We start from the raw sequence: 20,956 nt of genomic DNA, 5'->3' as shown, positions 1-20,956 counted from the left end.
GCCGTGCCAAACTGAACCTATGGCTGCGCTGTCGGCGGTGGTCTTCACCCTCAGCTGGTGGTTGGGTCTGTATCTGCTCGCCCGCGACCCGCGTAAGCCCGTTCTGGTTCTCGCCGCGATCGGGCTGACCAGCTTCGCGCTCGTCGTCGCCCTCGACGCGGTGCGGGTGGTCACCGGCTCGGAGCTACTCAGCCGCGTCGAGATCTATCTGGTGGCATTGCCGGGCATCGCCTGGTTCGCGGTGATGGTCGAGCTGGCGCGGCCGTCCGACACCTTCCGGTCCCGCGTCGGCGAGGTCGCTGCCATTTTCGCCGTCGCGGTCCTGGCGCTGGCCGGGGCCGCCCTGGCCGGCAGCGTCGACGGCCCGCTGCGCACCGGGCACTGGGTGATGTTCGCGGTGATCTCGCTGTCCGCGCTGGGCGCCATGATCAAGGCGGTCCTCGGCGGTGCGAAGCCCCGATCGGTGGTCGGTTTCATCATCGTCGCGACGCTGTTCTTCGCCCTGGGCAACGTGATCCTGGTGATCCCGCTCGGGTTGGTGCCGAGCTGGTTGGCCCTGGCCTCCACCGGGTTCGACGTCGCGCTGCTCGGGGTGGCGGTCGCGATCTGGGACGCGTTCGACGAAGGCCAGGCATTGCGGGTGGACATGCGCCGCTCGATCATCGGCACGCTGGTGATCGCGGTTCCGTTCGCCGCGCAGGCAATGATCGGGATGATGGTGCTGGACTCCGGCACCGGCCACACCGTGATGACGATCCTGTTGTTCACCAGCCTGGCCGTCGCCGTCGCCGTGGAAGTGCTGGCCGATCCGCTGGCCGGGCTGTTCGACCGGCTGGCCTTCGCGAGATCACCGGACCTCCGGGCAGATCGTGAGGCGCTGCGGCAAACCGAGGCGGCGCTGCCGCTGCGATCGGACCACCCGCTGGGTGGCATCGACGACGAGGCCTTCGCCCGGCTCACCCGTCGCGCCCTCGGCCACTACGGCGACCTGTCCAAGCTCGTCGCCAGCCCACTCACCGCGTTGCCCGCCATCGATGCCCGGCTCGCCGAGCGTGGGGCACCGGATCAGCCGCTGGAACGGGCCAACGAACTCAAGGCATTGCTGGCCGACCGCATCGCCGCGCTCAAGCCCCGCGACGGCGGCGACTTCGGCACCACCGAGCAGTGGCGCCACTACAACTCGCTGTACTTCCCCTACGTCGTCGGGGTCCGCGCGTACGCGCAGAACGCCACCGCCGCCGGCCTCGACCCCGTCGCCCGGCAGGCCTGGCAGTGGTTCGTCACCGAGGTGCCCCAGCGGTCCCTGCACAACTGGCAGAACGCCGCGGCGCGGGTGATCGCGGCCGATCTGCGCGGGGATCTCTCGCCGGTGGTCCCGGCCGGGCGATAGGCCACCGCTCCTCCTGAAACAGCGCTGACCTGCGGTTGGCAGTGCTTGGCAGTGATCTGCATCGATCTGGCAGCGGCCGGCGAGCAGTGTCGAAGGTGTTCCACCGATCGACCCCCTCATCGCCGAGGAGCCCGACATGACCGCCATCGTCACCCGACCACTGTCCGACTCGACCGACTCCCTGCTGCGGTTCGCCCTCCGCGCCGACGCCACCCTGTGTGCCGGCGTCGGCCTGCTCGTGGCGATGGCCGCCGACCAACTGGCCCGGATCGCGGGCCTTTCGGCCACCGCGGGCTGGCTGATCGGCGCCGCACTGGTGGGCTACGGCGCACTGCTGTACGTGCTGGCGGCCGTCTCCGGCGTCCGGCGCGTCGGCGTCGGCGTGTTCACCGGGAATGTGGCCTTCGCCGTCACCACTGTCGTGGCGTTGGCGGCCGGCTGGTTGCCGTTGACCGGGGCCGGCGTCGAGATGGTCCTCGGATTCGTCGTCGCCACCGCAGTGCTGGCGTGGCTGCAATACCGCGGAGTGCGCCGTCTGGCGTGACTCCCTCCCGAGCCGGTGCGGGGTGCCGCCGGAAGAGGTTACGGCGCGCGACCCCGCACCGTGCTCCACCGCTCGCGATGTGAATACACCACCGATATCACCCACCAGAGAAGGAGAATCATGACCGCCATCACCGCCAACGGAGCCGCAGGCACCAGGAAGGGCGCCGATTCGTTGCTGCGCCTGGCCATGCGGGCCGACGCCGTCATCGTCGGTATCTGTGGGATCGCCCTGCTGGCCGCGGCAGGCTGGTTCGCCGACCTCACCGGGCTCCCGGTATCCGTCGAGTACGGCGTCGGCATCTTCTCGGTCGTCTACGGCATCGTGGTGTTCGCCCTCGCCGGAATCGAGCGGGTGCGCCCCGCAGGCATCGGCACCGTGATCGCCAATGCCGCGTGCACGGTGATCGCCCTGGTGGCCGTCTTCACCATGGCGTTGACCACCGCAGGCGTCGTATTCGTCATCGTCGCAGGCATCTACACGCTGGCAATGGCCGAATGGCAGTACGTCGGCGTTCGCCGGATCCCGGCCTGACCGCAACCAAGCAGCGCCCGGAGCCCCCGCGGGCTTCGGGCGCTGTCCCATGTGAACGTGCGTCCAACTCTGCTCGCAAACAATGCTTTTGGCGTCGCCCGTGCCTGATAATGGCCGGGTGGAATTGCAGTGGGCACCTGAGCACACCGAGCGACTGCGAGCGGTACGGGTCGGCTGGGACGGAACCGAAGTAGGCGCACCGTGTTTCCCGCCGGACTGGGAGACCGAGCCTCGCGACCTCGACCTGTTGCGCATCGCCACCGGATTCGGTGCCTGTGCCGCGGGCGAATATTCCTATGCGCGGCCGCCGGCCGACCACGAGTACTCGTTGTTCGTCGAGACGCTGCCCGAGTCGGGGTCGTTCGGCTTCACCGATCAGCACCGCACGCTGCTGGCGAAGATGAGCTGGGAACTGTTCGATCCCTACTTCGACGAGGACGTGCCCGGGTGCGACCCCAAGCGGCCCTACGGCGATTTCACCTTCTACCAACTGGAGATGGCGCTGCACCTCGGGCTGATCCCGCCGAAGAAGCCCGAAGGGCAGGATCCGATGACGCCTGAACTCGTCACCGCGATGACCGACCTGCACCAGCGCATGCAGCCCGCGCTCCAGGTGTTCTTGCACCACTTCGTGATTCCCGACGGCACACGATTCGCCGGCAACGAGTGGGGCGGCTGGGAACGGGTCTGAGCCCGCCGCTACAGCTTGCGCAGCCGCAGCCGGTTGATCGAGTGGTCGGAGTCCTTGCGCAGCACGAGGGTGGCCCGCGGCCGGGTCGGCAGGATGTTCTCGATCAGGTTGGGCCGGTTGATGGAATGCCAGATGTCGCGGGCGGCGAACACGGCCTGCTCGTCGGTCAGCGTCGAGTAGTGGTGGAAGTGTGAGGCCGGATCGGCGAACGCCGTCGACCGCATGGTCAGGAACCGGGAGATGTACCACTGCTCGATGTCCTCGATGCGTGCGTCGACGTATACCGAGAAATCGAACAGGTCCGACACCATCAGCGCCGGGCCGGTCTGCAGGACGTTGAGACCCTCCAGGATCAGGATGTCGGGGTGACGCACCACCTGCTTCTCTCCGGGCACGATGTCGTAGAGCAGGTGTGAGTACACCGGCGCGCAGACCTCGTCGGCGCCGGATTTCACCGCGGTGACGAACCGCATCAGGGCGCGCCGGTCGTAGCTCTCCGGGAACCCCTTGCGGTGCATGAGGTTCCGGCGGTTGAGCTCCTTGTTGGGGTAGAGAAAGCCGTCGGTGGTGACCAGATCCACGCGCGGATGGTGGCCCCAGCGGGCCAGCAGGGCCTGCAGCACACGGGCCGTGGTCGATTTCCCGACCGCGACGCTGCCCGCGACTCCGATGACGAACGGCACCGGGCGGTCCGGATTCTGCTGCGGCTCACCGAGGAACTCCGCGGTGGCGGCGAACAGTCGCTGCCGGGCGGCCACCTGAAGGTGGATCAACCGGGCCAGCGGCAGGTAGACCTCTTCGACCTCGAGGATGTCGAGCTTTTCGCCCATACCTCGCAGGCGCAGCAGCTCGTCCTCGTTGAGTTTCAGCGGTGTCGACATGCGCAGTGCACGCCATTGACTTCGGTCGAACTCCACATAGGGGCTCGGCTCGCTCGGCCGCGGCATTCGGTCAGTCTTGCATTTACGGTTGAGGGCATGGGTAACGGGATGGACATTGGCAGCGCTTCGGCGACGGGTTCCGACACCTTCGTCCGCGAGTATCTGCTGCTCGGACTGCGCTTCAACCGCGTCGAGGACGGCTACGTCGACTCCTTCACCGGTGACCCGCAGCTGCGTCGGACGGTCGAGAACGAGCCCGCGCCCGACCCGGCCGACCTGGCCCGTCAGGCCGATCGGTTGCTCGGCCAGATCCCCGACGACCTCGACCGCGACCGCGCCGAGTACATCGCCGCACACCTGCGCGCGCTCAACTGCGCGGGCCGCAAGTTCGCCGGTGAGGACGTCGGATTCGTCGACGAGGTGCAGGCCTACTTCGACGTCCGGATCGGCAAGGGCGATCCGGAGAAATACCGCCAGGCCCACGTCAAACTCGACGAGGCCCTCGGTGGCTCCGGCCCGCTCGCCGAGCGGATGGCCGCGCATCGCTCCGGCGACGAGATCCCGCCGGCGCGGTTGGAGGAGTGCATCCACGCGTTCTCGTCGGCGCTGCGTGACAAGGTGCGTGCCGCCTACCCGCTGCCCGAGGCCGAGACCATCACCTATGAGGTGGTCACCGACAAGCCATGGTCGGGCTTCAACTACTACCTGGGTGACTACAAGTCCACCGTCGCCGTCAACGCCGACCTCAAACAGCAGATGGCGAATCTGCCGCGGCTCGTCGCCCACGAGTCCTATCCCGGCCACCACACCGAGCACTGCCGCAAAGAGGCCGGCCTGGTGGCCCGCGACGGCCAGGCCGAACAGACGATCTTCCTCGTCAACACCCCGCAATGCCTGATGGCCGAGGGCCTGGCCGATCTGGCGCTGTACGCCATCGTTGGGCCCGGTTGGGGAACCTGGGCCGCCGACATCTACGCCGATCTGGGGCTGCGGTTCGACGGACAGCGCGCCGAGGCGATCTCCGAGGCCGTGGCCGGTCTGGCCGATGTGCGACAGGACGCGGCGCTGATGCTGCACGACGAGCACCGCGACGTCGACGAGGTCGTGGAGTTCCTCAAGCGGTGGCTGCTGATCGACGACACCCGGGCGCGGCAGTCCCTGCGTTTCCTGTCCTCGCCGCTGTGGCGGGCCTACACCAGCACCTACATCGAGGGCTACCGGCTGCTGCGCGGGTGGCTGGACGACCGGCCCGACGGGGTGACGCTGACCGAGCGATTCGGTCGGCTGCTCGATGAGCCGCTGATCCCGTCCACGCTGTAGCCCTCTTGGCCGACGAGTTTGCTGAGCAGTTGCCACGCGTCCGGTGCTCGGGGGCCGATGGCCGCGCCGGTTTGTCGTTGAAGAGTAGAGTGTTTGCTGAGTATCGCGGCGACGTAACCGGGGTGGCGACAAGGAGAGTCGACATGGCTGCAGCGAGTACGAGATCGAACCGAGTCAAGCTCATGGCCGGTGTGGCCGTGGTGGCGGGCGCGATGGCCGGACTCATCGGGTCCGCGGCGGTGGCTACCGCCGATCCCGTCGTAAGCGTGAATGGCGAGCAGGGGGGTACGCCGTCGCCCATCACGATTCCCTGGCCTGGTGGCGCGTGGGGCGGGCCTGACCTGTTTCTTTTTCACATCTTGATGGGTTTAAGAGAAAGGGTAGACCTNCATCTGCGGGTCCTGCAGGTGTCGTGCGCGGTTAAGCTGCGACGATGTCGGGTGTGCGTAGCGACGTCCCGGCGGTGGCCACGCCGATCAACATTCTGTTGGTGCTATGGATGGCAATCGGGCGGGGACTGTTCGTGCCGCTCGGCTGGATCACGGTATTCGTCGTCCTCGCTTCCCCCGCGCTGCTGATCTGCCTGACGGTGACGACGAAGATGATGCACCGCTTGCCGAGCCCGGGAGTGACTACCGGGCAGGCGCGAGCGCAGGTCGTCGTGTGGTCCGCGATGTTCGGCTTCGGCCTGTTCAGCGTCGACGGCGGTGACAGCGGCACCTTCCCGTCCATCCTGATGGCCTTGCTCGGTGAGCCGCCCTGGTCGGAAACTGTGAGTCTGCTGCTCTGGTGGGGCTGCGTATTCGCCGGGCCGATTGCGTGGTTCGTGCTGCTGACGAAACTCACCCGGGGCCGCGCGGTCATGGCGCCACCCGCACCGCCGTATCCCTACCCGGGTCATCCGCCCGGCTACTCAGGCCCGGGTCCGGTCAACGGCGACAACCGGCCCGACTAGGCTAAAAGCCATGGCAGCAGACTCGTCATCCACCTTGCCCGCGGCTTCCGGCGCTGATTACGCCGACACCTCAAGCGCCGCCTACCAGGCCGCCTTGCGGGTCATCGAATCCGTGGAACCACGGGTCGCCGCAGCCACCCGCAAAGAGCTTGCCGATCAACGTGATTCGCTCAAGCTGATCGCCAGCGAGAACTACGCCTCGCCGGCCGTGCTGCTGACCATGGGCACCTGGTTCTCCGACAAGTACGCCGAGGGCACCGTCGGGCACCGCTTCTACGCGGGCTGCCAGAACGTCGACACCGTGGAGGCGCTGGCCGCCGAGCACGCCCGCGAGCTGTTCGGCGCCCCCTACGCCTACGTACAGCCGCACTCGGGGATCGACGCCAATCTCGTTGCCTTCTGGGCCATCCTGGCCACCAAGGTGGAGGCTCCCGAGCTGGCCAACCTCGGTGCCAAGCACGTCAACGACCTGTCCGAGGCCGACTGGGAGACCCTGCGCAACAAGCTCGGCAACCAGCGCCTGCTCGGCATGTCCCTGGACGCAGGCGGTCACCTGACCCACGGCTTCCGGCCCAACATCTCCGGCAAGATGTTCCACCAGCGCAGCTACGGCACCAATCCCGAGACGGGCTTCCTCGACTACGACGCCGTCGCCGCCGCGGCCCGCGAGTTCAAGCCGCTGATCCTGGTCGCCGGCTACTCCGCCTACCCGCGGCGGGTGAACTTCGCCAAGATGCGCGAGATCGCCGACGAGGTCGGCGCCACCCTGATGGTCGACATGGCCCACTTCGCCGGCCTGGTGGCCGGCAAGGTGTTCACCGGCAACGAGGACCCGGTGCCGCATGCCCACGTCACCACCACGACGACGCACAAGTCGCTGCGCGGGCCGCGCGGCGGCATGGTGCTGGCCACCGAGGAATTCGCCCCGGCCGTTGACAAGGGCTGCCCGATGGTGCTGGGCGGGCCGCTGAGCCACGTGATGGCGGCCAAGGCCGTCGCGCTGGCCGAGGCCCGTCAGCCCGCGTTCCAGACCTACGCCCAGCAGGTCGCCGACAACGCCCAGGCCCTGGCCGACGGTTTCGTCAAGCGCGACGCGGGCCTGGTCACCGGCGGTACCGACAATCACATCGTGTTGCTCGACGTGCGCTCGTTCGGGCTGACCGGCCGCCAGGCCGAGTCGGCGCTGCTCGACGCCGGCGTCGTCACCAACCGCAACGCGATCCCGGCCGACCCCAACGGCGCCTGGTACACCAGCGGCATCCGGCTGGGTACCCCGGCGCTGACCAGCCGCGGATTCGGTGCCGACGACTTCGACCGGGTCGCCGAGCTGATCGTCGACGTGCTGTCCAACACGCAGCCCGAAGGCTCATCCAAGGCCAAGTACAAGCTGGCCGACGGCACCGCCGAGCGGGTTCACGCAGCCTCGGCCGAGCTGCTCGACGCCAACCCGCTGTACCCGGGCCTGACCCTCTGACGGTCCGCTGAGTCGGGCCGTTGTGACACACGTCGGCCCGACTTTCGGAAACCTGTAAACCCGGGTTACAGTTACCGCATGGCACAGAAACCTGTCGCTAACGCGCTGACCCTTGAGCTCGAGCCCGTCGTCGAGGCTGAGTTGCGACGCCATCTGGATACCGAGGACCTCTGGTACGCGCACGATTACGTGCCGTTCGACCAGGGTGAGAACTTCGCCTTCCTCGGTGGACAGGACTGGGATCCGTCGCAGGTGACTCTGCCCAAGACGATCACCGACGCCTTGGAGATCCTGCTGATCACCAAGGACAACCTGTCGGGCTACCACCGCGAACTCGTCGAGCACTTCATCCTCGAGGACAAGTGGGGCCGCTTCCTGGGCCGCTGGACCGCCGAGGAGCACCTGCACGCCGTGGCGCTGCGCAACTACCTCGTCGTCACCCGTGAGATCGACCCGACGGCCAACGAGGACGTCCGCGTCGAGCACGTGATGAAGGGTTACCGCGCGGACAGCTACAGCCAGATCGAGACGCTGGTGTTCATGGCGTTCTTCGAGCGTGCGCACGCGGTGTACACCCGCAACCTCAAGGACCAGATCACCGAGCCGGTGCTGGCGTCGATGATGGGCCGCATCGTGCTCGACGAGGAGCGCCACGAGCTGTTCTTCGCCAACCTGGTGTCGTACCTGCTGGGCACCCATCGCGACGAGACCGTGGCCGCCATCGCGGCCCGGGCGCGCGAGCTGGACGTGATCGGCGCGGACATCGACGCCTACCAGGACAAGGTCGCCGTGGTGGCCGAGGCCGGAATCTTCGACAAGGCCGCGCTGGCCAAGGTCATCTCCGACCGGATCGCCGCCTGGGGGCTGGCCGACGAGCCCCAGCTCCAGGAGTTCATCAACACGTAACGCACCGGGCGTCAGTCGCGCGGCGCGCCAGCCAGCAACCCCGCCACCGTGGGAGTAGCGTCGAATCCGATGGCTAGCGACATGCTCTGCTGTCCGGACGGTACCGATCGGTTGTTTGACGAGAGGACCGGCTCCGGTCCTGGTGCCGCAGTGTCCACCGAGCAACTCGTGTGGGGCCGCGCGGGTTCTAGGAGCGCCACGTGACTGATTCACCTGTCCGTACCTACGTGCTCGACACCTCCGTGTTGCTGTCCGATCCATGGGCATGCACCCGGTTCGCCGAGCATGAAGTGGTGGTCCCGCTGGTCGTGATCAGCGAGCTGGAGGCCAAACGGCATCACCACGAGTTGGGTTGGTTCGCCCGGCAGGCGCTGCGGATGTTCGACGATCTGCGGCTTGAGCATGGACGGCTGGATCAGCCGATTCCTGTTGGGACAGAAGGTGGAACGCTTCAGGTCGAGTTGAATCACATCGACCCGACGGTACTGCCCTCAGGCTTCCGCACCGAGACCAACGACACGCGGATCCTGGCGTGCGCGGCCAACCTCGCCGCCGAGGGGAAGCACGTCACGTTGGTGAGCAAGGACATCCCGCTGCGGGTCAAAGCGGGTGCCGTCGGCCTGGCCGCCGACGAGTACCACGCGCAGGACGTCGTGGTGTCCGGCTGGACCGGCATGACCGAGATCGACGTGGCGGCCGAGGAGATCGACACGCTGTTCGCCGACGGCGAGATCGATCTGGCCGATGCTCGGGATCTGCCCTGCCACACCGGAATTCGGTTGCTGGGTGGGAGTTCGTCGGCGCTCGGGCGGGTCAACGCCGAGAAGCGGGTGCAGTTGGTGCGTGGTGATCGCGAAGTGTTCGGCCTCCGGGGAAGGTCAGCCGAACAACGCGTCGCCCTCGACCTGCTGCTCGACGAATCCGTCGGCATCGTGTCGCTCGGTGGCAAGGCGGGCACCGGCAAATCCGCGCTGGCACTGTGCGCGGGCCTGGAGGCCGTGCTGGAACGCCGGACCCAGCGCAAGGTGGTGGTGTTCCGTCCGCTGTACGCCGTCGGTGGCCAGGATCTCGGCTACCTGCCGGGCAGCGAGAGCGAGAAGATGGGCCCCTGGGCCCAGGCCGTCTTCGACACCCTCGAAGGGCTGGCCAGCCCCGCGGTGCTCGAAGAGGTGCTGTCCCGCGGGATGCTGGAAGTGCTTCCGCTGACCCACATTCGGGGTCGCTCCCTGCACGACTCGTTCGTGATCGTCGACGAGGCGCAGTCACTGGAACGCAACGTGTTGCTGACCGTGCTCTCGCGTCTCGGTGCGGGGTCGCGGGTGGTGCTGACCCACGACGTGGCCCAACGCGACAATCTGAGGGTGGGCCGCCACGACGGTGTCGCGGCGGTGATCGAGAAGCTCAAGGGGCACCCGTTGTTCGCCCACATCACGCTGCAACGCAGCGAGCGCTCGCCGATCGCCGCGCTGGTCACCGAGATGCTGGAGGAATTCAGCCCCGGCGCCCTGCCCTGAGTCCGAGTGATTTGGGTGCGTTCGGTAACGCCAGGCGTTACCGAACGCACCCAAATCGCAGGCCGGTAGGCTGCCGGGGTGGCGAGGTTCCCCAACAAGCAGGCGTGGCGGTGGACCGTTGTCGGCGTGGCCGCCGCCGTCGCGATCGTGGTGGTGGGAGCGCTGACCGGGCACATTCGCCGTGACGATCCCGACCACGTCGACTGCGCGAAAGAGAAGTGCATCGCGCTGACCTTCGACGACGGCCCGGGCCCGTACACCGACCGGCTGCTGAAGATCCTGCAGGACAACGACGCCAAGGCCACGTTCTTCCTGATCGGCAACAAGGTGGCGGCCAACCCCGACGGGGCCAAGCGGATCGCCGAGGCGGGCATGGAGGTCGGTAGCCACACCTGGGAACACCCCAACATGACGACCATCCCGCCCGAGGAGATCCCGGCCCAGTTCAGCAAGGCCAACGACGCCATCGAGAAGGCCACCGGACACCGGCCGAAGCTGGTGCGCACGGCCGGCGGGCTGATCAACGACCAGGTGCTGGCCGAGGCTCGCAAGCAGGGGCTGGCCGACATCAACTGGGACGTCATCCCGTTCGACTGGGCCAACGACGCCAACCTCGCCGCGACCCGCTACATGCTGATGACCCAGATCAAGCCGAACTCGGTGGTGTTGTTCCACGACACCTACTCGTCCACCGTCGATCTGGTGTACCAGTTCATCCCGGTGCTCAAGGCCAACGGCTACCACCTGGTGACGGTCAGCCACATGCTCGGTGAGCTCGAACCGGGCAGCAGCTACGGCAGCCGCGAGAACGGCCCGCCGGTGCCGCCGGCCGAGGCGCTCAAGGACATCCCGCCCGCCGACATCCCGTCGTTGCCGAACACGCCGTCGCCGGCCCCCATGCCGAACTTCCCGATCACCGACATCCCCGGTGCGAATTCGGGAGGCCCGAACAACGGGGCATGAGACGTACATCGCGTCGAGTTGAGGACCAAAGACCCTAACCGGCGGCCCCGGGCACGACGAGGCTTGAGGTATGCCCGACACGATGTTCGATACCGCGACCCTCACCCGTGCGGTGCAGCTGGCATCGCGTGCGCCGTCGCTGCACAACACCCAACCGTGGCGGCTGGTGGCTGAACGCGACTGTCTGCACCTGCATCTGGACCCCTACCGAGTGGTGACCGCGACCGACCGGTCCGCGCGTGAGGCGATCATCAGCTGCGGTGTGCTGCTGGATCACCTGCGGGTCGCCATGGCCGCCGCCGGCTGGGCCACCTCGGTCGACCGCTTCCCCAACCCCAACGACCTCGACCATCTGGCGACGTTGCAGTTCTCGCCCATGCAGTTCGTCACCGAGGCCCACCGCCGCAGGGCCGACGCGATCCTGGCCCGGCGCACCGACCGGCTGCCGATGACCGCGTACGCGGACTGGGATGCCTTCGAGGTGATGCTGCGGGCCCGGTTGGCCGAAGGCCCGGTACACCTGGACGTATTGGCCGAGGACCAGCGCTCGGCAGTGGCCGAAGCCGCCGAGCTGACCGAGTCGCTGCGCCTCTACGATACCGGCTACCACGCCGAACTGGCTTGGTGGACAACACCGTTCGCGACCGAAGACGGCATCCCGCAGAGCTCCCTGGTATCGGCGGCGGAAAGCGAACGCGTCGCGGTGGCACGCACCTTCCCGGTCACGTCGCACAGCGATCGGCGGCCCACCGTCGGCGACGACTCGGCCACGCTGGTGGTGCTGTCCACCGACGGGTACAGCCGGGCCGACGCCCTCGACGCCGGCGAGGCACTCTCCGCGGTGCTGCTGGACTGCACGATGTCGGGCCTGGGCTCCTGCCCGGTGAGTCATGTGACCGAACTGCATGCCAGCCGCGACATCATCGGCACCCTCATCGGCCGCGACGCCTGCCCCCAGGTGCTGGTGCGGATCGGCATCGCCCCGACCATCACCGATGCGCCCCCGCCCACGCCTCGTCGTCCCGTCGAGGCCTTCCTGACCTTCGAATCCTGATCGGAATAGGAGATGACCGTGACCGATACCCTGATCGACCCTGCCACCGCCGTGGCCACCGCTGCCGTCGTGGTCGAGGCCGACGGCCGCACCGCAAGCAACGACGCCCTGCACGCCGCGATCGACGAGGCCGTGCGGCGTGGCGTACCGCTGCGGGTGCTGACCACCTGGGGTGCTCGGCATCGGGAGATGTACGACGCGACCGCGGTGGCCGAGCGTGACCGGCTGTCGGCGGCACAGCTGGAGCGCCGCCTGACCCGTGCGCTCAAGCGCTCACCGGACCTCGATGTGCAGAGCATCGACGGCTACGACAGCGCCGCGGAATACCTGGCGGCGCATCCCGAGTCGGCTCAGGTGCTCGTGCTCGGTGCCGATCATCCGGATTCGGCCGAGCTGCAGACGGCCGCGGCGCGCTCCGGTTGCGCGGTGCTCACTTGCGATCGGCGCCACCGGTTGTGAGACTCGGGGAATGATCAGAGTTTTTCTGGTCGACGACCATGAGGTGGTTCGGCGCGGGCTGATCGATCTGCTCAGCGCCGACCCGGAGCTGGACGTGGTCGGCGAGGCGGATTCGGTGGCCCAGGCGCTGGCCCGGGTGCCCGCCGTGGCCCCGGACGTCGCGGTGCTCGACGTCCGGTTACCCGACGGCAATGGCATCGAGCTGTGCCGGGACCTGTTGTCGCGCATGCCCGATCTGCGCTGCCTGATGCTCACCTCGTTCACCTCCGACGAGGCGATGCTGGATGCGATCCTGGCCGGCGCCAGCGGTTACGTCGTCAAAGACATCAAGGGCATGGAACTGGCCAGGGCGATCAAGGACGTCGGGGCCGGAAAATCGCTGCTGGACAATCGTGCCGCCACGGCGCTGATGGGCAAGCTGCGCGGGGATGCCGAGCGGTCCGATCCGTTGGCCGGGCTGACGCAGCAGGAGCGGGTGCTGCTGGATCTGCTGGGGGAGGGGTTGACCAACCGGCAGATCGCGGCCCGGATGTTTCTCGCCGAGAAGACCGTCAAGAACTACGTATCGCGATTGTTGGCGAAGTTGGGCATGGAGCGCCGCACGCAGGCCGCGGTGTTCGCCTCGACGCTGGAACGTCATCGCGAGTAGAACCCAGGGTCTTTGGTCCCTGGCGGACAGGGCTTTTGCCCATGGCGGCGCGGACTGCGCGGCCATAGCGTCATCGCTATGGAAACCGAAATCTCAACGCGCACTGAGCCGGTCGCGATCCTCTCCGAACGCGAGAGCTGGGATCTGCTCGATGGTGTGGCGCTCGGCCGCCTGGTCACCGCGGTCGACGACGAGGCGCACGTCTTCCCGGTGAACTTCGTGGTGCAGAACCGCACCATCCTGTTCCGCACCGCGGCGGGCACGAAACTGATCAGTGCCGCGATCAACAACCAGGTGGTGTTCGAGGCCGACGATCACAACTCGGCCGAAGGCTGGAGCGTGATCGTGCGGGGCATCGCACGCACTGTGCGCACCGACGAGGAACTCGACGAAGCCGAACGGGCGCAGTTGCTTCCGTGGACGGCAACGACGAAAACTCACTACGTCAGGGTGTCACCGGTGCGGGTCACCGGGCGCCGGTTCCGGTTCGGTCCCGAGCCGGCCGCGGGGTGACCAGCTGGACACGCTTGGTGCGTTGCGGCCCCGAGTGCCAGCATGGTGACGTGACTGGCCACGGCGCACGCCCCGACGATGAACCGCGAACTCCGCCGTTGCGGGACACCCTGTCGCAGCTGAGGCTGCGTGAGCTGCTCACCGAGGTGCAGGACCGGGTCGAGGAGATCCTGACCGGGCGCGATCGGATCGACGGGCTGGTGGAGGCCATGCTCGCGGTGACCTCGGGCCTTGACCTCGAAGTCACGTTGAGCACCATCGTGCAGACCGCGATCCAGCTGGTCGATGCCCGCTACGGCGCGCTGGGGGTGCGCGGCGATGACCATGAACTGACGGAGTTCGTCTACCAGGGCATCGACGACGAAACGCGGGCCTTGATCGGGCATCTGCCCGAGGGCCGCGGCGTGCTCGGTGTGCTGATCGACGATCCGAAACCGATCCGGCTCGACGACATCCGCCAACATTCCGCCTCGGTCGGATTCCCGCCGAACCATCCGCCGATGCGGACGTTTCTCGGTGTCCCGGTGCGGATCCGTGACGAGGTGTTCGGCAACCTGTATCTCACGGAAAAGACCAACGGGCAGCCGTTCAGTGAGGACGACGAGATCCTGGTACAGGCGCTGGCCGCGGCCGCAGGCGTCGCGGTGGAGAACGCCCGGCTCTACGAGGTGGCCCGCGACCGGCAGGCCTGGATCGCCGCCACCCGCGATATCGGCACCGAACTGCTCGGCGGCACCGACCCGGCCACGGTGTTCCGGATGGTGGCCGACGAGGCGCTCAAACTGACCGGCGCGGACCGCATCGTGGTCGCGGTACCCGGTGAGGATCCGGCCGGCGAGGCCGACACCCTGGTGATCGCCGCCACCGCGGGCAGTCCGACCACCATCGATTCGATTGCGGTGGGCCCGAACGGGCAGGACGCCGTGGGTGCGGCATTCCGGGACGGTACGCCGCACCGGCTCGATCGACTCGAGCTCGACGGGTCCGGCGGCCCGGCGCTGGTGCTGCCGCTGCGGGCCAGTGACACCGTCGCCGGTGTGCTGGTGGCGGTGCGTGCCGACGGGGCCCGCCACTTCACCTCGGAGCAACTGGACATGGCCGCCGCCTTCGCCGATCAGGCCGCGGTCGCGTGGCGACTGGCCAGCTCGCAGCGCAGCATGCGGGAGCTGGAGATCCTGGCCGACCGCGACCGCATCGCCCGTGACCTGCACGATCACGTGATCCAGCGGTTGTTCGCGGTGGGATTGTCGCTGCAGGGCACGATTCCGCGGGCGCAGGCCCCGGAGGTGCAGCAGCGACTCAGCGACACCGTCGACGATCTGCAGGCCGTCATCCAGGAGATCCGCACGGCGATCTTCGATCTGCACGGCGCGCAGGCCGGCACGACGCGGTTGCGGCAGCGGCTCGACGAGGTGATCGCCCAGTTCGCCGACGCCGGGCTGCACACGAGTACCCGGTTCGTCGGCCCGCTGTCCGTGGTGGACGCCACCCTGGCCGAGCATGCCGAGGCGGTGCTGCGCGAGGCGATCAGCAACGCCGTACGTCATTCTGGGGCAACCGAACTCACCGTCCGGGTAGAGGTGGCCGACGATTTGACCGTGGAAGTGAGTGACAACGGTCGCGGGATTCCCGCCGACGTCACCGAGAGCGGCCTGAGCAATCTGCGGGCCCGGGCATCGAGTGCCGGTGGCGCGTTCAGCGTGACCGACCGGCCCGGTGGCGGGACCGTGTTGCTTTGGGCCGCACCGCTTCCCGAGTAGTGCGTGTTGACAAGCATGCAGGCACATAGTCGGGCGACGTTGTCGAGGCTATTGGGAACCTGTGCCATGATCCGGCATTAACGCGGTTTGTTTCATTCCGCAGCCCGCCGGGATCGTTCTGCGTACCAGATGCGTGGACGCAGCACTTCCGTGCAGACGGGGGCAAACATGATGGGTTTGTGATAGATATAACAAGCTCACAAATTGTCAATTCGGCTCAATTGCTTTGGGGAGGCATCTGTGCCATCGAACGCTGCGTCCACGCCCAATGAAGTCTTACTTCTGGAGGGGCGACTGGCCAAGTACCGAATGGAGACGTATCCAGACTCGTCTGAACCTGATTTCTTTCTTCTTAGTTCGATCGATACCTTAATGCGGCAATGGCAGCTGTCGTATCAGCAAATTGAGGCTGGGATCACTGAAGGTGGCGACGATGGCGGCATAGACGCGGTATATACATTTCTCAATGGTGTATTGGTTGAGGATGATTCACCGGCTGTGTATGAAAGAAACCAAATCGAATTACATATTGTGCAAGTTAAATCCGAGAGAGGGTACAAAGAGACTGCGCTCCAGCTGTTGATCGATCACCTGCCATTGCTGTTGCAGCTCGATGCACCGAAAGGCTTGCAAGTTGAGTTTAATGATCGGCTTCTAGAGCGGTTGAGTATTTTTCGGTCAACATACCTCGCGGCTTCGCAGACGTTTCCTGAACTAAACATCTCTGTGAGTTATGTAACGAAGTCGGTTGAGGAACCTCATGCGAAGGTGCTCCGAAAAAAGGAACGTCTGCAATCCGTTTTATCGACTTGCTTCCATGACGCCGCCACAACCATCTCCTTCGTTGGTGCACGTGAACTGAATTCACGTGCACGCGAGCGATTGACCACGATTGCCGACCTTCGTGTCTCCGAGGGCCCCATATCCGCGGACAAGGGTGGGCTCGTCTGTTTGGTCACACTTGCTGAGTGGTATCGATTCATTACGCACGGCGAGTCGAATGAACTGCGTGGCGACATTTTTGAAGAGAACGTCCGAGAGTATGAAGGCGATACAACCATCAACCGAGCGATCGCCGAGTCTTTGAGGCAAGGTGACGATTCGAAAGCAGACTTCTGGTGGTTGAACAATGGAGTGACGGTTCTCGGCGCCCGGGTCCAGCAGAGTAAGAAATCGCTCGTAATTGAAGATCCTCAGATTGTGAATGGACTTCAGACGTCGCGCAACATCCACCATTACTTTTCGGTTGGCAGCTTACCAGAAAGTGCTGGCGAAGAGCGGCGATTATTGGTGCGGGTGATTGAAGCGGAAGATGAGACCCTGGCTTCCCATATTATCAAGGCGACAAATAGCCAAAACAGAGTTTCAAGTGCATCCCTTCGGGCGGCTGAGCCTTTTCAACGTTCTATCGAAGAGTATTTTTCCCAACATGGATTCTATTACGAAAGAAAAAAGAATCAGTATAAGAATCTTGGTAAACCTCGAAATCAAATCATGGAGGTACTAGAGCTTGCGCAAGCTGTCGGGGCAATCATATTGTGTGAGCCGCATATTTCGCGAGGGCAACCGTCTACATTGGTTCGCTCACCTCGCTATGATAAGGTGTTTCGCCCGTCAACTCCGCTTAGCGCATTCTTGAATTCCGTTTTGATTGTCCGATATGTGGATGCCTATCTGGATGGAACTGAGCAATTGAATCGTCAGGAACGGGGTAACGTTCGTTATCAGTTGGCTCGCGCAGCAACTGCTTTTGCGCTCTGTTCTTCTCGGCCACGGCCCCAGATGATCGGTAATATTGACCCTCATGGGTTCACTCCAAGCCGGTTGGAACACGTTTACGAATGGGTCCGTATCGCGCGTAAGGCCGCTGAGAAGACGACAGGTTCCTCTGATCTGACGGTTCTGGCAAAGAGTTCCGAGTGGTCAAAAGAGATCGACCGACGGCTGAGTCGGTATACGGACAAGATGCGATGGCCGAAGACCATGAAGAGTGTGTGGGGCCATAACTGAGGGGCGGCCACCACACAATCGGGCGGCGCCGGGTGGTGTCGCTCGCCGCTGGCATCCGCGTAGCCTTTTAAAGTTAGGTACCGCAGCCACGAAGTGTCGGTACTCCTCAAGGGCCTGAGCTCATATTAATGATCTCAGGCCCTTGAGTCGCTCGCGCAGAGAAGGTGAGGGCTACTCGCCGTCCTTCACCTTGGCCATGGCCAGCACGTCGAGGCGTTTGTCCAGTTCGGCCTCGCTGAGCTTGTCACCGATCAGGCCGCGGTCGATGACCGTCTGGCGGATGGTCTTCTTCTCCTTCAGGGCCTGCTTGGCGACCTTGGCGGCCTCCTCGTAGCCGATCGCCGAGTTCAGCGGCGTCACGATCGAGGGGGAGGACTCGGCCAGCGTGCGCAGGTGCTCCTCGTTGGCCACCAGACCGTCGATGCACTTCTCGGCGAACAACCGAGACACGTTGGCCAGCAGGTTGAACGACTCCAGCACGTTGCGGGCCATCATCGGGATGTACACGTTCAGCTCGAACGCACCCGACAGGCCGCCGACGGTGACGGCGGCGTCGTTGCCGATCACCTGGGCGGCGACCTGGGTAACCGCCTCGGGCAGAACGGGATTGACCTTGCCCGGCATGATCGAGCTGCCCGGCTGCAGATCCGGCAGCTGAATCTCGCCCAGGCCGGTCAGCGGGCCCGAACCCATCCAGCGCACGTCGTTGGCGATCTTGGTCAGCGAGGCGGCGATGGTCTTCAGAGCGCCGGACGCCTCGACCAGCCCGTCGCGGGCGGCCTGAGCCTCGAACGAGTCTGCGGCGGTGCGCAGTTCGGCCAGGCCGGTCTGGTTCACCAGCACCTCGACCACCTTGGCGCCGAAGCCGTCGGGCGCGTTGAGCCCGGTACCCACGGCGGTACCGCCGATGGCGAGTTCACCGAGGCGGGGCAGGGTGGCCTTCACTCGTTCGATGCCGGCCTCGATTTGGCGGGCGTAGCCGCCGAACTCCTGGCCCAGCGTCACCGGCACCGCGTCCATGAGGTGGGTGCGGCCGGACTTCACCACGGTCTTCCACTGCTTGGCCTTGGCGGCCAGCGACTCGTGCAGCACCTCGAGCGCCGGGATCAGGTGGCGCACAGCGGCTTCGGTGGCCGCGATGTGGGTGGCGGTCGGGAACGTGTCGTTGGAGCTCTGCGACATGTTCACGTCGTCGTTGGGGTGAACGGTCACGCCGTTGCGGGCCGCGATCGAGGCGATCACCTCGTTGGCGTTCATGTTCGAGCTGGTGCCCGAGCCGGTCTGGAACACGTCGATCGGGAACTGATCGTCGTGCAGACCGTCGGCGATCTCACCGGCGGCGGCGATGATGGCGTCGGCCTTGTCGGCGGCCAGCAGGCCCAGGTCCTTGTTGACCTGCGCGCAGGCGGCCTTCAGCAATCCGAGTGCGCGGATCTGGGTGCGCTCCAGGCCGCGGAACGAGATCGGGAAGTTCTCGACGGCCCGCTGGGTCTGCGCCCGCCACAGGGCGTTGACCGGCACCCGGACCTCGCCCATGGTGTCGTGCTCGATGCGGTATTCGGTCTCGACAGCGTTGTCGGTGCTCATGCGTGCCTTTCTCGAGTTAGGGGAGCGGGTAGGCGGCGGACTTGTCGCCGGTGAAGTCGATGGCGGAGTACTCGTTGAGCTTGGCCAGCCGGTGGTAGGCCTCGATCATCCGGACCGTGCCGGACTTGGACCGCATCACGATGGACTGGGTGGTGCAGCCACCGGGGTAGTACTGCACACCCTTGAGCAGGTCGCCGTCGGTGACACCGGTCGCGCAGAAGAAGACGTTCTCGCCCGACACCAGGTCTTCGGTGGACAGCACCTGGTCCAGGTCGTAGCCGGCGTCGATGGCCTTCTGGCGCTCGGCGTCGTCGGTGGGGGCGAGCTGGGCCTGGATCGCACCGCCCATGCAGCGGATGGCCGCCGCGGCGATGATGCCCTCGGGGGTGCCGCCGATGCCGGCCAGGATGTCGGTGCCCGAGTTGGGGCGGCAGGCCGAGATGGCGCCGGCGACATCGCCGTCGGTGATCAGCCGGATGCGGGCGCCGGCGGCACGCGCATCGTCGATCAGCTGGGCGTGCCGGGGACGGTCCAGGATGCACACGGTCAGGTCGCTCACCGAGGCGCCGCGCACCTTGGCCACCCGCCGGATGTTCTCGCCGATCGGGGCGGTGATGTCGATGGCCTCGGCGGCTTCCGGACCGACGGCGATCTTGTTCATGTAGAACACGGCCGACGGGTCGAACATGGCGCCCCGCTCGGCGACCGCGAGCACCGAGATGGCGTTGGGCATGCCCTTGCTCATCAGGGTGGTGCCGTCGATGGGGTCCACGGCGAAGTCGCACTCCGGCCCGTCGCCGTTGCCGACCTCTTCGCCGTTGTAGAGCATCGGGGCTTCGTCCTTCTCGCCCTCACCGATCACCACGACGCCGCGCATCGACACGGAATTGACCAGCTCACGCATGGCGTCGACGGCGGCTCCGTCGCCGCCCTCCTTGTCGCCACGGCCGACCCAGCGGCCGGCGGCCATGGCGCCGGCCTCGGTCACCCGGACGAGTTCGAGGGCAAGGTTGCGATCCGGGGCTTCCCCCCGCGTGGGACTCATGGCGCAAATTGTCCCAGAACGGCCTGCGGGTTTGGGAGCTGGGATACTGGCGAGCATGTCCACTGAGCCGACGTCCCAGCCAACCCCGGCTCCGAGACCCGAAAAGGCCCGGTTACTGCAGGATGGCCGGGACATGTTCTGGTCGATGGCCCCGCTGGTCGTGGCCTGCATCGTGCTGGCCGGAATGCTCGGGATGTGCTCGCTGCAGGCCGGCGGGCCAGGGGCCGGGCCGGTGCCGCAGTTCGATGCCCCGGCCGCCCTGCAGGCCGATGCCGACGCCCTGAAGATCCCGATCCGGCTGCCCCGGCTGCCCGAGGGCTGGCAGCCCAACTCCGGCAGTCGCAGCGGTATCGACGGCGGGATGACCCTGCCCGACGGGCAGCGTGCCAGGGCCGTGGCCTCGCGCGTCGGGTACCTGGCGCCCACCGGCAAGTACCTGAGCCTCACCCAGAGCAACGCCGACGAGGCCGCCCTGGTGGCCTCGATCAAGCCGGATTCTTATCCGTCGGGTGCGCAGGAGGTCGACGGGGTGACCTGGGTGGTCTACGAGAGCAGCGACCCGGAACCGGTGTGGACCACTCGGCTGAGCGGGCCGGCGCAGGTCGCCATCACGGGCGCCGGTGGTACGGAGGAGTTCCGTACGCTGGCACGTGCGACGCAGACGCAGTCGCCGCTGCCGATCAAGAGGCCGTGACGCACTAACGGAC

General features: G+C 66.3%; 20 protein-coding genes. 17 read left to right on the top strand and 3 right to left on the bottom strand.

The window, feature by feature from the left end:
• Positions 1-19 precede the first annotated feature (19 nt).
• The 4 genes from BN4332_RS13680 (at position 20) to BN4332_RS13665 (ending at position 3,159) form a co-directional block, all read left to right on the top strand.
• The gene (locus BN4332_RS13680) at positions 20-1,390 is read left to right on the top strand and encodes a hypothetical protein (protein WP_066898928.1); all 1,371 of its coding nucleotides are present in this window, start codon (positions 20-22) and stop codon (positions 1,388-1,390) included.
• Between the two features lie 136 nt (positions 1,391-1,526).
• Complete coding sequence (locus BN4332_RS13675) at positions 1,527-1,934, top strand: hypothetical protein (protein ID WP_066898927.1); 408 nt, start codon at positions 1,527-1,529, stop codon at positions 1,932-1,934.
• A gap of 120 nt (positions 1,935-2,054) precedes the next feature.
• The gene (locus tag BN4332_RS13670) at positions 2,055-2,468 is read left to right on the top strand and encodes a hypothetical protein (protein ID WP_066898926.1); all 414 of its coding nucleotides are present in this window, start codon (positions 2,055-2,057) and stop codon (positions 2,466-2,468) included.
• A 118-nt stretch (positions 2,469-2,586) separates the two neighbouring features.
• Complete coding sequence (locus BN4332_RS13665; protein WP_066898925.1) at positions 2,587-3,159, top strand: hypothetical protein; 573 nt, start codon at positions 2,587-2,589, stop codon at positions 3,157-3,159.
• A gap of 8 nt (positions 3,160-3,167) precedes the next feature.
• On the opposite strand, the gene coaA is transcribed toward BN4332_RS13665, so the two are convergent.
• The gene (coaA, locus tag BN4332_RS13660; RefSeq protein WP_066898924.1) at positions 3,168-4,106 is read right to left on the bottom strand and encodes a type I pantothenate kinase; all 939 of its coding nucleotides are present in this window, start codon (positions 4,104-4,106) and stop codon (positions 3,168-3,170) included.
• 30 nt (positions 4,107-4,136) lie between these two features.
• Here coaA and BN4332_RS13655 point away from each other — a divergent pair, with 30 nt between their 5' ends.
• The 12 genes from BN4332_RS13655 to BN4332_RS13600 all read left to right on the top strand — a co-directional run bounded on the left by BN4332_RS13655 (position 4,137) and on the right by BN4332_RS13600 (position 17,617).
• A complete protein-coding gene (locus tag BN4332_RS13655; RefSeq protein ID WP_066898923.1) occupies positions 4,137-5,360 on the top strand; it encodes a hypothetical protein in 1,224 nt (407 codons plus the stop codon).
• 433 nt (positions 5,361-5,793) lie between these two features.
• A complete protein-coding gene (locus BN4332_RS13650) occupies positions 5,794-6,315 on the top strand; it encodes a hypothetical protein (protein WP_066898922.1) in 522 nt (173 codons plus the stop codon).
• Between the two features lie 10 nt (positions 6,316-6,325).
• Positions 6,326-7,789 carry a glycine hydroxymethyltransferase gene (locus tag BN4332_RS13645; RefSeq protein ID WP_066898921.1) on the top strand — a complete coding sequence of 488 codons (1,464 nt, stop codon included), beginning with the start codon at positions 6,326-6,328 and terminating at the stop codon, positions 7,787-7,789.
• A gap of 78 nt (positions 7,790-7,867) precedes the next feature.
• Positions 7,868-8,695: an acyl-ACP desaturase gene (locus tag BN4332_RS13640; RefSeq protein ID WP_066898920.1), complete on the top strand. Its 828-nt coding sequence runs from the start codon at positions 7,868-7,870 to the stop codon at positions 8,693-8,695.
• Between the two features lie 200 nt (positions 8,696-8,895).
• Positions 8,896-10,209: an RNA 5'-3' helicase PhoH2 gene (gene phoH2 / locus BN4332_RS13635; protein WP_066898919.1), complete on the top strand. Its 1,314-nt coding sequence runs from the start codon at positions 8,896-8,898 to the stop codon at positions 10,207-10,209.
• A gap of 78 nt (positions 10,210-10,287) precedes the next feature.
• Complete coding sequence (locus tag BN4332_RS13630) at positions 10,288-11,172, top strand: polysaccharide deacetylase family protein (RefSeq protein WP_066898918.1); 885 nt, start codon at positions 10,288-10,290, stop codon at positions 11,170-11,172.
• Between the two features lie 70 nt (positions 11,173-11,242).
• Complete coding sequence (locus BN4332_RS13625; RefSeq protein ID WP_066898917.1) at positions 11,243-12,226, top strand: Acg family FMN-binding oxidoreductase; 984 nt, start codon at positions 11,243-11,245, stop codon at positions 12,224-12,226.
• An 18-nt stretch (positions 12,227-12,244) separates the two neighbouring features.
• On the top strand, positions 12,245-12,685 hold the full coding sequence (locus tag BN4332_RS13620) for a universal stress protein (RefSeq protein WP_160110848.1): 441 nt from the start codon (positions 12,245-12,247) through the stop codon (positions 12,683-12,685).
• A 10-nt stretch (positions 12,686-12,695) separates the two neighbouring features.
• Positions 12,696-13,334 carry a hypoxia response regulator transcription factor DosR/DevR gene (dosR, locus tag BN4332_RS13615; RefSeq protein ID WP_066898915.1) on the top strand — a complete coding sequence of 213 codons (639 nt, stop codon included), beginning with the start codon at positions 12,696-12,698 and terminating at the stop codon, positions 13,332-13,334.
• Positions 13,335-13,412: 78 nt separating this feature from the next.
• Positions 13,413-13,847: a pyridoxamine 5'-phosphate oxidase family protein gene (locus BN4332_RS13610; RefSeq protein ID WP_066898914.1), complete on the top strand. Its 435-nt coding sequence runs from the start codon at positions 13,413-13,415 to the stop codon at positions 13,845-13,847.
• Between the two features lie 50 nt (positions 13,848-13,897).
• A complete protein-coding gene (locus BN4332_RS13605; RefSeq protein WP_066898947.1) occupies positions 13,898-15,607 on the top strand; it encodes a sensor histidine kinase in 1,710 nt (569 codons plus the stop codon).
• 240 nt (positions 15,608-15,847) lie between these two features.
• A complete protein-coding gene (locus tag BN4332_RS13600; protein WP_160110847.1) occupies positions 15,848-17,617 on the top strand; it encodes an AIPR family protein in 1,770 nt (589 codons plus the stop codon).
• A 171-nt stretch (positions 17,618-17,788) separates the two neighbouring features.
• Here BN4332_RS13600 and BN4332_RS13595 read toward each other — a convergent pair whose 3' ends face one another.
• Both BN4332_RS13595 and glpX read right to left on the bottom strand, forming a co-directional pair.
• Entirely contained in the window at positions 17,789-19,204 is a 1,416-nt protein-coding gene (locus BN4332_RS13595) for a class II fumarate hydratase (protein ID WP_066898913.1), read from the bottom strand.
• A 16-nt stretch (positions 19,205-19,220) separates the two neighbouring features.
• Positions 19,221-20,249: a class II fructose-bisphosphatase gene (gene glpX / locus BN4332_RS13590; protein WP_066898912.1), complete on the bottom strand. Its 1,029-nt coding sequence runs from the start codon at positions 20,247-20,249 to the stop codon at positions 19,221-19,223.
• 55 nt (positions 20,250-20,304) lie between these two features.
• On the opposite strand from glpX, the gene BN4332_RS13585 reads away from it, so the two are divergent.
• Positions 20,305-20,943, top strand: a complete 639-nt coding sequence (locus tag BN4332_RS13585; protein WP_066898911.1) for a DUF4245 domain-containing protein — start codon at positions 20,305-20,307, stop codon at positions 20,941-20,943.
• Positions 20,944-20,956 lie beyond the last annotated feature (13 nt).

Origin of the sequence: Mycolicibacterium houstonense, assembly GCF_900078665.2 — a bacterium.
Lineage (GTDB): Bacteria > Actinomycetota > Actinomycetes > Mycobacteriales > Mycobacteriaceae > Mycobacterium > Mycobacterium houstonense.
Note: the sequence above shows the minus strand (reverse complement) of the source record. Positions and strands in the feature narration are given on the sequence as shown.